This window comes from Paludibaculum fermentans, assembly GCF_015277775.1.
Classification (GTDB): Bacteria; Acidobacteriota; Terriglobia; order Bryobacterales; family Bryobacteraceae; genus Paludibaculum; species Paludibaculum fermentans.
The window spans coordinates 5,067,044-5,079,760 of sequence record NZ_CP063849.1 but is presented as its reverse complement, the minus strand read 5'-3'; the positions used below and the strand labels follow the sequence as shown (position 1 = coordinate 5,079,760).

The following is a 12,717-nucleotide window of genomic DNA, read 5'->3' as shown; positions in this document are numbered from 1 at the left end:
ACAGCCATGGCGCAACCAGTGCACTTCAAGGCTGTCGTGGACCGCGTAGAGCAGCACGACGCGGATGTGGCGAGCTTCCGGCTGATCTCTGAAAAGCGGCTGCCGCGGTTCACGCCCGGCCAGTTCATTCACCTGACGCTGGACGAGTACGACCCGTCAGGCTTCTGGCCGGAGAGCCGCGTGTTCTCGGTGGCCAACGCCGTGGCGGACCGGCGGACGCTCGAGTTGACCATCAGCCGGCAGGGTCGCTATACGCGCCGGATTCTGGACGAGGTGCACGCCGGCGGCACGGTGTGGGGCAAGGGGCCGTATGGCGAGTTCAGCATCGACGGACGGAACGGCAGCGAGCGGGCGGTGCTGATCGCGGGCGGGACCGGGATTACGCCCTTCTGCGCCTTTATGGACGATGCGCTACACGAGCGGGTGCTGCCGCTGAAAGAGGTAACGCTTTACTACGGGGCGCGGACGCCGGAGCTGCTGATCTACCAGGCACTGGCGCGCCGGTGCGCGGCGGAGCTGCCGGGCTTCCGGATGGAGCTGATGGCCGAGCGCGGCGGCGGCGGAGACGTGCGGACCGGGCGGCTGAATGTGGAGCAGATTGTGCGTGAGACAGGCGGGGCCCAGGGAATGTTGTATTTCCTGAGCGGCCCGATGGCGATGATCAAGAGCTTCCAGCGGACGCTGATCGAGGAGTTCCGGGCCGAGCCGTCGCAGGTGGTGATCGACGCGTGGGAGTAGAGACGATGATGCAGACTCCCTTGTGGGCACAGGCTTACCGCGGCAGGAAGGTGCTGGTGACCGGGCATACGGGGTTCAAAGGCGCCTGGCTGTCGGAGTGGCTGCTGGAGCTCGGAGCAGAAGTCGTGGGGGCGGCCCTGCCGCCGAATACAGAGCCCGCGCTGTTCGATCAGTTGGGCCTGGAGAGCCGGCTGGAGCACCATGTCCTGGACATCCGGGACCGGCGGGGCGTCCTGGACCTGATGCTGGCGGTGCAGCCTGACTATGTTTTTCATCTGGCGGCGCAGCCGCTGGTGCGTCTTTCGTACGCCGACCCCGTGGGGACCTACGAGGCGAACGTCATGGGCACAGTCCATGTGCTGGAGGCGCTGGAGCGGCTGAACCGGGAGTACGCCGCCGGCCCGGGCCGGGTGTGTTCGGCGGTGATGGTCACCACGGACAAGTGTTATGCGAACAAGGAGTGGCTGCACGGCTATCGCGAAGAGGATCCGCTGGGCGGACACGATCCTTACAGCTCGAGCAAAGCGGCGGCGGAACTGGCGATCGCATCCTACCGGCAGTCGTTCTTTCAGGCGGCGCGGGCGAGGGGCGCCAGCCGGGTGGGCATCGCCTCGGCACGCGCCGGCAACGTAATCGGCGGCGGAGACTGGGCACTGGACCGGATCGTGCCGGACTGCATCCGGCATCTCTCCCGCGAGGAAGTGATTCGGGTGCGGAACCCACGGGCGACGAGGCCGTGGCAGCACGTGCTGGAGCCCTTGAGCGGCTACCTGCTGCTGGGGATGAAGCAGTTCGAAGCGCTGGCGGCTGGCGACGCCGAGAGACTGTCGCGCTACAGCTCGGCTTACAATTTTGGACCCGCGCTGAGCTCCAACCGGCCCGTGGCCGACCTGGTGCGCGCCCTGCTGCTGCACTGGCCGGGCGAGTGGGAAGACTCACACAATCCCGGCGCGCCACATGAGGCGGGGTTGCTCAACCTGGTGTGGGACAAGGCCTTCCATCTGCTGGGGTGGGCGCCCCGCTGGGGCTTTGAAGAGACCGTCGGCCGGACGGCGGCGTGGTATCGTAGCGCGCATCTCGGACTGCCGGCGCGGGCCCTGGTCAGGGCGGACCTGGCCGAGTTCAGCCCGCAACTCAGTCTGTCAGGGGCCGTCCACGAACATGTATAAGCAGGCGGGATCATGAGCTCCGCGAGGACTGTCCTGGTCACCGGCGGCACTGGATTCCTGGGCAGCCACCTGGCCAGGGCATTGAACAGGGCCGGCCAGCGGGTGGTTGTGCTCAAGCGGGCCGGGTCAGATTTGGCGAGGCTCCGGGGACTCCTCCCCGAAATCACCCTCCACGATGCGGATGGGGCTCCATTGAGGACGATTTTCGAGGCACACAGAGTGGACAGCATCATTCACACGGCGACGTCGTATGGGCGGCGGGGTGAGCGGCCCAGCGAGATCCTGCGGACGAACCTGCTGTTGCCGATGGAACTGCTGGAGTTGGCTGCCGAGTTCCAGGTGGGCGCGTTCTTCAACGCCGATACGGTGCTGCCGGGCGGGCTCAGCTACTACGCCACGACGAAGAAGCAGTTCCTGGAGTATGGCCGGCGCATGACCGCGGATAGTGTGACGCGGCTGGTGAACGTGAAGTTGGAGCATCTGTACGGTCCTGGCGACGACGGAACGCGGTTCATCCCGTGGCTGATCGGCGCCTTTCTGGGCGGCGCCGCGTCACTCGACCTGACGGAAGGGCGGCAGAGACGCGATTTCGTCTATGTCGAGGATGTTGTCGACGCCTTCCTGCTGCTGGGTGAAAGGTTCGCGGAGGGGCAGATGGCGGAAGAAGAGTTCGAGGTGGGTACAGGCGAGGCGCCCGCCCTGGCGGAGGTCGTGAAACTGGTGCACCGGTTGTGCCAGGCGAGAACGGAGCTCCGCTTCGGCACGGTGCCCTACCGGGGCGATGAGCTCATGTGCTCCGAGAGCAACACCGCGGCCCTGCGGCAGTTGGGGTGGCGTCCAAGGGTCCGACTCGAAGACGGATTAACCCAGACCATTCAGGCCGCCGTCTGCGCGGCGGCGCAATGAGGCGGGGATGGACGCGGGGTGGCGAGGGAGTGATTCGCTTGAGCCGGAGCAGACGGAACGTATGATTGTCATTCTTGGCGCGGGCCTGGCGGGCCTGTCGGTTTCCTATCACGCGGGGCGCGAGCAGTGCGTCCTGCTGGAGGCGAAGGACCACGCCTTCGGCCACGTGGCCTCTGTGATGGAAGGCGGCTACACGTGGGATGAAGGCCCCCATGTCTCGTTCACGAAACACCAGTACGTCAGGGACCTGTTCGCGCAGAGCGTGGGGCAGGCCTTCTGTGAATACGAGGTACTGGTGGGGAACTACTACCAGGGCGCGTGGATCGACCATCCGGCGCAGTCGAACCTCTACCAGGTGCCGGAGCCGTTGCGCGGCGCGTGCGTCGAAGCGTTCCTGAAGAGCCGCGGCGCGGACGCCGATGGCGCGAATCCGGAGAACTACGCCGAGTGGCTCACGAATGCCTTCGGCGCAGTCTTCGCGGAGGAGTTTGCGGCGCAATACACCAGGAAGTACTGGACGGCGGAGCCGGAGGTGCTGTCGGTGGACTGGGTGGGCTCCCGCGTCTTTCGTCCGGCCGTTTCCGATGTGCTGGAAGGCGCGGTGGGTCCGCTGCCGAAGAAGACGCACTACATCACGAAGGTGCGGTATCCGCGGTCGGGCGGGTACCAAGGGTTCGGGAAGCTGCTGGCCCAGGATGCGAACATCCTGTACGGCCGGAAGGTGGAGCGGGTGAACCTGGCCGAGCAGACGGTGGAGTGCAACACCGGCGAAGTTTTCCCGTACACGACGCTGGTGTCGACGATGCCGCTGCCGGAGTTCGTGCGGCGCTGCGGCGAGGTGCCCGACGAGGTAGCGGCCGCGGCCAGCCAGTTGTGCTGCACGCAGTTGCTACTGCTGAGCTTCGAGGTGCCCCACCCGGCCCAGCGGCCCGAAAACTGGCTCTATGTCTATGACCGCGACATGCTGACGACCCGCGTGCACTTCACGGAACGAATGTCGGACCAGAACGCGCCCGAGGGCTGCACGGGTATTCAGGTTGAGGTCTATTTCAGCAAGTACAAGGCGATGGACTGCAGCATCGAGGAGATGCGGCAGCGGGTGCTGCAGGAGCTGGTGCAGATGGGCCTCATTCTGCAGGAGGCCGTGCCGAAGGTACGCGTCTCGACCAAGTGGGTGGAATGGGCGAACGTGCTGTTTGACCACAATCAGCGCGGCGCGCTAGACACGATCTTCGAGTGGATGACCCGCTATGGGCTGGAGCGGGAGCCGGACGACCTGCATCCTCTCTCCGATTGGAGCATTGAGGAGCGGCCGGTCGCCGGCAAGGCAAAGCTGATCCTCGCGGGCCGCTTCGGCCAGTGGAAGTACTACTGGAGCGACGATTGCGTGCTGCGGGGGCAGGCGCTGGCCGCCGGGGTGCGAAGCGGGCGTTTTCAGTAGCAAAGAGTCGACGAGAACAGAGAGCCGCGGAGCGGACAGGAACCAACCATGCTTGTCAGTATTTGCATTCCCACTTTGTGCAGTTCAGAGATCAGGCTGGAAAAACTGGCGGAGTCGATCCGGTGTTCGCTGGACCAGACGCACACGGACATTGAAGTGCTGGTGGTGGACAACGCCAGCGCCATACCGCTGGAAGAGCGGCTGCGGCCCAGATTTGACGATCCGCGGCTGAAGTTTAAGCGGAATGCCGAGCGGGTGTCGATGCCGATGAACTTCAACAAGGCGTTGGAGTGGGCGTCGGGCGACATCATCAAGCCGCTGTGTGATGACGACCTGATGCACCCCGGTCTGGTGGCGGGCTGCATTCCGGCGCTGGAGCGGCATCCGTTCCTGCGCATCCGGGACAAGGCGTTTGTGGAGACCAGCGAACTGCAGTGGAGCGGGCGCTATACCGCCAACGCCGATCGCGAGCTCACCTGGCGGCAGAAGTATGACATCGTCGACGCCATTGCGCCCACCTGCACGATGTTCACGCGGCGGGTGTGGGCGACCGTTGGACCCTATAACGCGAACGTGAACTACATCTGGGATTACATGTTCGCGATGGATGCCCAGATGCGCTTCGGGTTCACGCTGCTGCCGGACGTGGGCTGTGCGTTCCGGGTGTGGCCCGAGTCGAGCACGGCGGCGAATACGGATGGCCTGCGCAACTACCGCGAGATGCACCTGCTGTTCGGGCGATATAAGTCGTTGAGCATCCAAACCGCGAAGTACCTCTACCTGCTGCGGATGCTGCGAAGAACGGCGAAGGACCGCAGCGTGTTCAAGGAAACGCTGCGGCTGCTGCCCAACTACCTGTAGCCGGCGAACCCTGAGATGCAGATCGCCAAGGCAATTACCGGGAATCTTCTCAGCGGCATCCTGGGCCGCGTGGTGGGTTCGATTGGTCCGTTAGTGGTGGTTCCCCTGATGATCCGCGCGTGGGGGATGGCCGTGTATGGAGAGTGGCTGATTGTGACGGCCATTCCGGCGTACATCATGATGGCTCCTGACTTTGGACTGGCCGGCGCGGTGGTGAACCGGATGGCGTTCCTGACCGCGCAAGGGGACGAGCAGGAGGCCGTGTACCTCTACCGCAGTTCGTGGCTGGTGCTGCTCTGCGCGGCCTGCACTTTCGTAGGCATCGGCTGGGGCGTGGCGTGGCTGGTGGATTGGCGCATCTTCGGCGTCAAGACGCTGCCGCACGCGACGGCAACGGCCGTCATCGGCTGGTCGTGCATGCAGATCTTCGTGGCGCAGCAGGGCTTCCTGCTATCGGGTATCTATCGCAGCGCCGGGCAGAATCCGCGCTGGAGCCTGATGGTCAGCATCGGCTCGGCGCTCAGCCTGGCGGCGGGCGCCGCTGCCCTGACGTTTGGCGCGATGCCGCTGCAGTGCCTGCTCACCCAGTTGGCAACGCAGTTCCTGTGGTTCTGTGTGTTGTGCCGCGACAGCCGGCGCGTGATGCCGGCGTTCACGTTGTCGCTGCATGGCGTGTCGTTCCAGCGAGTGCGGGCGTATATCGTCCCGGGACTGGGGCACGCGGGGATGCCGCTGGTGAACGCCCTGCAGAACCAGGGTGTGCTGCTGGTGCTGGGCGTGGTGCTGGGCTCCGCGTCGGTGGGCGCGTTTCAGACGATGCGCGTGGTGGTGAACGGGATCAAGAGCATCCTGGGGCAATTGTCGACGGCGATCGCCATGGAAGTGCCCGCCCTGCTGGGACAGGCGAAGAGCCAGCTGATCCAGCGGATCCTGGTGCGCAACACACAGATTGGCTTCCTAGTCGTGATTCCAGGCATTCTCTTCATGAGCGCGGAGGGCGGCCGGATCTTCCGCTGGTGGCTGGGGCCGAATGCTCCCTACGATGCGGCGGTGATCGCGATCCTGCTGGCATCGCTGCTGCCCTATGTGGTGGGCGCCTCCTTCGCGGTTCTGCTGCAGGCCGGCAATCAGATCCACTTCGCGATACTGCCCCTGATCGGCACTGCGCTGGTCTCGGTGGCCGCGGTGGGACTGGGCGGCCGCATCGGCGGCCTGACAGGCGCCGCACTGGGCGTTGTGGCCTGGGAATGCTGCACGGCCGCGATGCTGGCGGCGATCACCTGTTCGCGGTTTCAGCATCGCTTTGCCGACTACCTGAGCCAGTGGGTGGATGGCCGCAGTTTTCTGCGGGATGTTCAGAATCAGGTCGGGCGGGCCACCCGGCGCCTTTCCGCGAAGCCGACCAATGCGTAATTGCGAGATTTCCATGACGTGGATTCCAACCCTGGAGGCGTGCCGCCGTGCCACCTGACAGACTCGCCTGGCTGGTGCTGATTTGCGGACTCGCCGCATGGGGCATCATCTGGGGGCTGATCGACACCCGCAGAATCATCGAGGCGCCGTTCCTGTATGCGACGGGCATGGTGCTGATTCTGTGCCCGCAGATGTATGTGACGGCGGCGAACCCGACGAAGGTGCCGGATGACGCCTTCTGGGTGCATAGCGTGATGGTGCTGTTGTGCTCGCTGGCGCTCTACTACGGGTACGGCGGCAAGACGAAAGCGCCCCGCAAGATGCCCTGGTATTGGGAGATCAAGGACCGCCGCCTGTTCTGGCTCGGGTTTGCGTGCGGAGCCACCGGATCGCTGGGATCCTTCCAGCTTTACCGGATGGGCGACATCAAGGAGTGGCGCGGCTGGCCCGTCTACTGGTACACGTTGTCGACCATTGCGCTGCCGGGCATCAGCCTGATGGTGATCTCGTTTGTGCGGTCGCGGCGTCCTTATCAACTGGTCATGGCGCTGTGCGCCTCTGTGTTTCCTTTTCTCTCCATCATCAATGCCGGACGCCGTTCCGCCACCATCGTCCTGCCGCTGATCTATGTGGTTCCGTGGATGCTGCAGCGCCGCCATGTGCGGCCGCCGCGCTCCATGCTCGTGCTGGCGGGGGCAGCCTGTTTTGTTGTCGTGTACGCATTCCCTTTCTGGAGGGACCGCTTCAGCGAAGCGGGCGGTGCGGCGCAGGCGATCAGCGACAAGCCCCTGGGCGAGATTGTCGAGGAGATCTTCAGCGGCAAGCAGGACAAGGTGCTGGAGGTGGCGGAATCGATGCTGGTGATCGGCGCGCGGTATCAGCGCGGCCGCTACGAGTGGGGGTACGAGACCATCTACAACAGCCTGGTGGAACTCTACGTGCCCGGATCGCTGATTGGCCACGATTTGAAAGACAAGCTGCGCATCGGCGATGGCGTGAGCAACGACTGGGTGGCGGAAGTATACGGAGTCCCGGTCACGTTCTACACGACGAAGAACGGCTATGCGGACGTCTTTTCGCAGTTCTCCTTCGCGGGGTTCCTGGTGATGTACGGCCTGGGTGCCGCCTTCCGGAGGATTCGAGACCAGGCGAACGAGCGGCAGAGCGGCCGGGCCGTGATCGCCATGTGCTTCCTGGTGACCGTGCCGGCGGCCATTGCGTATGGAGCGATCTTCCTGGGGTTGGCGATGCAGGTGCCGCAGTTCCTCATCCTATGGCTGGCCTGCCGCTATTGCACGGTGCGGCGTCCGCTGCGGCGTGTACGTCCGGCTGAAGGGGCGGGGCGGCCGAGGAATCTGTACCCGCCGAATGGGCTGCACAGTCCTGCGCTGGCGGGTGCCGTGCGCCCATGAAGCCAATGCGGATCCTGTTTCTTGGTTACTCCCTGGATGGGGTGCGGGCGCCCCATCATCATATGGCCGCGCTCTGGTTTGCCAGAAACGGTCACGAAGTACTGTGTGTGCAGTGGGGCCGCGAAAGCGTTCCGGAGTGGGCCCTGCAGGACGGGCGGATCCGCTACGAACTGGTGCCGAAGGGCGGCCCGCTTGCGGTCCCCCGCTACCTGGCGGCTGTGCGGAGGGCGCTGAAGGAGTTCCGGCCGGCTGTCCTGTATGTGCAAGGCGCCCAGCAGACACCGATGGCGCTGTGGTTCGCGCTGGGGCACGGCGAGCGGACGACCATCTATCACACGCAGGATTTCGTCGGGCCGGGACAGCACCTGTTCTATGAGACGTTCGAGCGGCTGATGGCGCGCAACAGCGACTGGGTGATCAGCAACGATCCCGGACGCGGGCGGGCGCTGGCCAGCATCTTCCGGCTGAACCGCATGACCGAGGTGATCCGGACGGCGCTGCCCCGCTGGTGGCCCGTGCCCGAACGGGACGAAGCCTACCGCCAGGAGTTGATCGAGAAGTCCGGCCTGCGCGGCGCGGAGCAGCCGCGGTTGATTGTGGCGGGCGGGCCGTACAGCCCGGGGCGGATGTCTCCGGAATTGTTGGACGCCCTGGCTCGAATGCCGCTCAACTATCGCGTGATCTTCAGCGGAGGCGATGAGAACGACCGGGAGGGCCGGCAGTGCGCTGAGCACGCCCGGCGCATCGGGCTGGAGGGCCGGATCCTGCAGCTACCGGAGCTGACCTTTGAGGAGTTGCTGAAGCTCTATGCGGCCAGTGACATCGGTGTGCTGCTCTACCCCAACAGCGGCATCGGGCACTTTCACCAGGCGCCAGGCCGGCTGACAGAGTATCTGCGCTGCGGGCTGGCGGTGATCGCGAGCAATTTTCCGGGGTTTGAACTGCTCACCCTGAAATACCAATTGGGTGAGGTCGCGGATCCTTACAGCCCGGTGGAGATCGCGTCGCGGATCACGCGCATCGGCGGGGTGCCGGATGCGGAGATGGCGGCCCGGCGCGCTCGGTTGGCGCACGTGGCCAGCACCGACCTGGCGTATGAAGCACAGGCCGACGCGGTGTTGACCCGCCTGACGCAGCCGGCGCCGGGCATCGCGAAGGGGCGAGCCGTGTTGGTGGACGGCTAAGCGGAGCGGCCTGGATAGCGGCGCAGCGATTGGTCTCGGGGAGATCTGGTAGCGATGATTCGAACGCAGAGTACGGAGCCGTGCGCGACGGCAGGCGCGGGCAGGGTGCGGGCTCCGTTTGTGGTCGCCCAGTTGGGTGCGAGGATGCACTATGCGGTGCCGCGCATCCTGGCGGCGGAAGGGCAACTGGCGCGGCTATTCACGGACATTTGCGCGGTGCAAGGCTGGCCGCGGCTACTGAAATGGCTGCCGAACGGCGTGCTGCCGCCGGGCGTCCGAAGGCTAAAGGGCCGGATTCCGCGCGGCGTGCCGCACGAGCAGTTGACCTCGTTTACCGGCTTTGGCTGGGAGTACGTCCAGAAGCGCAGGCAGGCACGAAGCGCGGAGCAGATGACCGCCGCACACCTGTGGGCCGGCGCGCGTTTCAACGAACTGGTGCTGCGGCAGGGGCTGGGTGAAGCCCGGGGTGTGTACACCTTCAACTCCGCTGGGTTGAGCGTGCTGGAGTCGGCGCGGCAGCGCGGCCTGCGAGCCGTGATGGAGCAGACGATTGCGCCGACGGAAGTGGAAGCGAGGCTCATGCGGGAAGAGTGGACACGGCACGGTCAATGGGGTTCCGGCGGCTTTGAGGAGAACGGGCTGCTGCGGGAATTTGGCGCCCTGGAAGCCGCCGAATGGAACGCCGCCCAGGTGATTGTGTGCGGCTCCGAATTTGTCAGGGAAGGGATCCGCGAAGCGGGCGGCCCGTGGGAGAAGTGCGTAGTTGTGCCTTACGGTGTGGATTGCCCGCCGGGCCGGGTGCGGCAGAAGCCGCGTGGCCCGCTGCGTGTGCTCTTCGTGGGGACCGTCGGGTTGAGGAAGGGAGTCCCCTATCTGCTGGCCGCCGCCGAACTGTTTGGCGCGGACAGTTGCGAGTTCCGTTTGATTGGCTCCATCGATGTCAGCGCCGACCGTCTTGCCGGCCTGCCGGGGCACGTGCAGGTGCTGGGTTCCGTGCCACGGGCGGAGATGAAGCGGCATTGGGATTGGGCCGATGTCTTTGTGCTGCCAAGCCTGTGCGAGGGGTCGGCCACGGTTTGCTATGAAGCGCTGGGCGCGGGGCTGCCGGTGATCACCACGCCGAACGCGGGCAGCGTGGTGCGGGATGGGGTGGACGGGTTTGTGGTGCCTGTGCGCGATGGCAACGCCATAGCGGGGCGGCTGGAGAAGTTCATGAAGCATGACGGATTGCTGGAATCGATGTCGAAGCAGGCCCTGCTGCGGGCGCAGAGTTTTACGGTGGCGAAATATGGAGAACGGCTGACGGAGGCCCTGCTTGGGTAAGCGGCGGCTGGCCGTGTTGTGGAGCACGTTCGGTCCCTACCACGTGGCCCGCTTGTGGGCGTTGAACCGGGTGTTCGAGCTGAGCGCGATTCAACTCTACGATCGCGAGAGCCTGCGCGGATGGCAGGGGCAGGTACAGCCCGAGGGGCTTCCGGTGCGGACGGTGTTTCCCGGAGTGGCGGAAGGCGGAGTGGCCCGCGGCGTGGTGGCCGGCGTGTGGCGCGCGCTTTCCGAAGCGAGGCCCGAAGTGGTGCTGGTGCCGGGCTACTCAAACGCGGCGGCCCTGACGGCGGCAGTGTGGGCCAAACGCAACGGCGCGGCGGCGGTGCTGATGAGCGACTCCACCGAAGTGGACCGGGGGCGTGAGGGCTGGAAAGAGAGTGTGAAAGGCGCGATCGTCCGTGCGTTGTTCGCGGGCGGATTTGTGGCCGGCAAGCGAGCCGCCGCCTATGTCCGGACCCTGGCCGGTGCGGGTTTCAAGATGTGTTACCGCTATGACGTTGTCGACAACGACTTCTTCGCCAGCGGGTGCGAGCGGATCCGGCGGCTGGGCGATCGGGCTGGGCAGGGCTTGCCGCAAGACTACTTTCTCTACGTCGGCCGGCTGTCGAAGGAGAAGAATCTCATCCGGCTGCTGGCGGCGTTTGCCCGGTACCGGTTGGGCGGCGGGCAGTGGGAGCTGGTGATTGTCGGCGGCGGTCCGGATGCGAAATCCCTGCACGAAGGGGTGGAGCAGTCGGAAGTTGCCGATGCGGTCCATTTCCTCGGCCCGCGTCCGGCTGCCGACCTGCTGCCCTGCTACGCATGGGCGCAGTGCTTCGTGCTGCCCAGCATGAGCGAGCCCTGGGGCCTGGTGGTGAACGAGGCCATGGCCGCCGGGTTGCCCGTGATCGTGTCGGACCGCTGCGGCTGTGTGGACGACCTGGTGGAGCCCGGCGGGAATGGCTGGCTCTTTAACCCCGAGGATGTACAGGCCCTGACTGAGCAGTTGTGGGCGGTGACGCAGTTGTCACCGGAAGAGCGGGCCGCCATGGGTCAGAGGTCGAGGGAGATTATTGCGGAGTTCACGCCGGATCACTTTGCGGAAGAGGTTTCGAAGCTGATATGCGCCGAAAAATTGGGGTACTGACTGCGTCGATTTCGAGGAACGCGGGGGGGCTGCACCACTCAGTGAGGCGGCTGACCGAGTATGTACATGCCGCACCGGAGCCGTGGCAGACGCTGGTGCTGGCGACGGCCGACGAGTTCTCGCGCGAGGACTCCTCCGCCTGGTCGACGATTCCGGTGGCTACCAGCGACCTGAAGGGGCCGAAGTCTTTCGGCTACAGCCCGGGGTGGGAGCAGCGGCTGGAGGATTGGCATCCGGACCTGCTGCATGTCCACGGGATATGGATGTATCCGTCTGTGGCTGCCCTGACGTGGCACCGGAGGACGAGGCGGCCCTATGTGATCTCGACCCACGGCATGCTGGACCCGTGGGCGGTGAGGAACTCGGGGTGGAAGAAGCAACTGGTGTCCCTGCTTTACGAGCGGAAGCACCTGGAGAATGCCACCTGCCTGCGAGCCCTGAATCTGCAGGAGGCCGCCGCGATGCGGTCGTTCGGTTTGAAGAACCCGGTATGCGTCATTCCGAATGGGGTCGATGCTCCGGAAGAGGGCAGCCCCGCGGAAGTGGAAGCGACTGCTGGGGCGAGGCACGGCAGCGGCGACCGGACCTGCCTGTTCCTGGGGCGCCTGCATGCGAAGAAGGGACTGCCGGGCCTGCTGCGCATGTGGGGGCGGGAACGGCCGGCGGGCTGGCGGTTGGTGGTGGCGGGCTGGGATCAGAACGGGCACGAGGCGGAGTTGCGGCGGTTGAGCGAGTCGCTGGGCATAGCGGACCGGGTGTCATTCGCGGGGCCGACGTTCGGTGCGGCCAAGGCAGCGGCCTTCCGCAACGCGGATGCATTTGTACTGCCGTCGTTCAGCGAGGGCCTGCCTGTGGCTGTGCTGGAGGCCTGGTCGTACGGTGTGCCCGTGGCCATGACGGACGAATGCAACCTGACGGAAGGCTTCGAAACCGGCGCGGCCGTGCGCATCACCACGGAAGGCGAAGGGCTGAAGCAACTGCTGGAGATGAGCGACGAGTCGCGGTCGCAGATGGGCGCGCGCGGCCGGGTGCTGGTGGAGCAGCGCTTCACGTGGCAGCGCGTGGCGCGGGAGATGGTGGGTGTCTATGAGTGGATTCTGGGCCGTGCCCCGCGGCCCGCGTGTGTGATGGACGCATAAGT

Annotated in this window: 11 protein-coding genes; all 11 read left to right on the top strand. The window is 65.5% G+C overall.

Going from position 1 to position 12,717, the window contains the following annotated elements:
- Nucleotides 1-6 precede the first annotated feature (6 nt).
- The 11 genes from IRI77_RS19900 (at nt 7) to IRI77_RS19850 (ending at nt 12,715) form a co-directional block, all read left to right on the top strand.
- Entirely contained in the window at nt 7-738 is a 732-nt protein-coding gene (locus IRI77_RS19900) for a ferredoxin--NADP reductase (protein WP_194446772.1), read from the top strand.
- 5 nt (nt 739-743) lie between these two features.
- Nucleotides 744-1,907: a CDP-glucose 4,6-dehydratase gene (gene rfbG, locus IRI77_RS19895; protein ID WP_228486222.1), complete on the top strand. Its 1,164-nt coding sequence runs from the start codon at nt 744-746 to the stop codon at nt 1,905-1,907.
- Nucleotides 1,908-1,919: 12 nt separating this feature from the next.
- Nucleotides 1,920-2,813: an NAD-dependent epimerase/dehydratase family protein gene (locus IRI77_RS19890; RefSeq protein ID WP_194446771.1), complete on the top strand. Its 894-nt coding sequence runs from the start codon at nt 1,920-1,922 to the stop codon at nt 2,811-2,813.
- 61 nt (nt 2,814-2,874) lie between these two features.
- On the top strand, nt 2,875-4,254 hold the full coding sequence (locus IRI77_RS19885; protein ID WP_194446770.1) for a protoporphyrinogen/coproporphyrinogen oxidase: 1,380 nt from the start codon (nt 2,875-2,877) through the stop codon (nt 4,252-4,254).
- A 48-nt stretch (nt 4,255-4,302) separates the two neighbouring features.
- A complete protein-coding gene (locus IRI77_RS19880; protein WP_194446769.1) occupies nt 4,303-5,115 on the top strand; it encodes a glycosyltransferase family 2 protein in 813 nt (270 codons plus the stop codon).
- A 15-nt stretch (nt 5,116-5,130) separates the two neighbouring features.
- The gene (locus IRI77_RS19875) at nt 5,131-6,528 is read left to right on the top strand and encodes a lipopolysaccharide biosynthesis protein (protein ID WP_194446768.1); all 1,398 of its coding nucleotides are present in this window, start codon (nt 5,131-5,133) and stop codon (nt 6,526-6,528) included.
- Between the two features lie 47 nt (nt 6,529-6,575).
- The gene (locus IRI77_RS19870) at nt 6,576-7,940 is read left to right on the top strand and encodes a hypothetical protein (protein WP_194446767.1); all 1,365 of its coding nucleotides are present in this window, start codon (nt 6,576-6,578) and stop codon (nt 7,938-7,940) included.
- A gap of 5 nt (nt 7,941-7,945) precedes the next feature.
- Nucleotides 7,946-9,124 carry a glycosyltransferase gene (locus IRI77_RS19865; protein WP_194446766.1) on the top strand — a complete coding sequence of 393 codons (1,179 nt, stop codon included), beginning with the start codon at nt 7,946-7,948 and terminating at the stop codon, nt 9,122-9,124.
- 54 nt (nt 9,125-9,178) lie between these two features.
- Nucleotides 9,179-10,447, top strand: coding sequence for a glycosyltransferase family 4 protein (locus IRI77_RS19860; protein ID WP_228486221.1), 1,269 nt, complete (start codon nt 9,179-9,181; stop codon nt 10,445-10,447).
- On the top strand, nt 10,440-11,576 hold the full coding sequence (locus tag IRI77_RS19855) for a glycosyltransferase family 4 protein (protein ID WP_194446765.1): 1,137 nt from the start codon (nt 10,440-10,442) through the stop codon (nt 11,574-11,576). Before IRI77_RS19860 ends, IRI77_RS19855 begins: the two co-directional genes overlap by 8 nt.
- Nucleotides 11,552-12,715, top strand: coding sequence for a glycosyltransferase (locus IRI77_RS19850; RefSeq protein WP_194446764.1), 1,164 nt, complete (start codon nt 11,552-11,554; stop codon nt 12,713-12,715). The genes IRI77_RS19855 and IRI77_RS19850 overlap by 25 nt, the downstream gene beginning before the upstream one ends.
- The last annotated feature ends 2 nt before the right edge of the window (nt 12,716-12,717 follow it).

Bases quoted from the DNA above. Each gene is read 5' to 3' on its own strand.
- IRI77_RS19900 (WP_194446772.1), top strand. From the start codon at position 7: ATGGCGCAACCAGTGCACTTCAAGGCTGTCGTGGACCGCGTAGAGCAG.
- rfbG (WP_228486222.1), top strand. From the start codon at position 744: ATGATGCAGACTCCCTTGTGGGCACAGGCTTACCGCGGCAGGAAGGTG.
- IRI77_RS19890 (WP_194446771.1), top strand. From the start codon at position 1,920: ATGAGCTCCGCGAGGACTGTCCTGGTCACCGGCGGCACTGGATTCCTG.
- IRI77_RS19885 (WP_194446770.1), top strand. From the start codon at position 2,875: ATGATTGTCATTCTTGGCGCGGGCCTGGCGGGCCTGTCGGTTTCCTAT.
- IRI77_RS19880 (WP_194446769.1), top strand. From the start codon at position 4,303: ATGCTTGTCAGTATTTGCATTCCCACTTTGTGCAGTTCAGAGATCAGG.
- IRI77_RS19875 (WP_194446768.1), top strand. From the start codon at position 5,131: ATGCAGATCGCCAAGGCAATTACCGGGAATCTTCTCAGCGGCATCCTG.
- IRI77_RS19865 (WP_194446766.1), top strand. From the start codon at position 7,946: ATGCGGATCCTGTTTCTTGGTTACTCCCTGGATGGGGTGCGGGCGCCC.
- IRI77_RS19860 (WP_228486221.1), top strand. From the start codon at position 9,179: ATGATTCGAACGCAGAGTACGGAGCCGTGCGCGACGGCAGGCGCGGGC.
- IRI77_RS19850 (WP_194446764.1), top strand. From the start codon at position 11,552: ATGCGCCGAAAAATTGGGGTACTGACTGCGTCGATTTCGAGGAACGCG.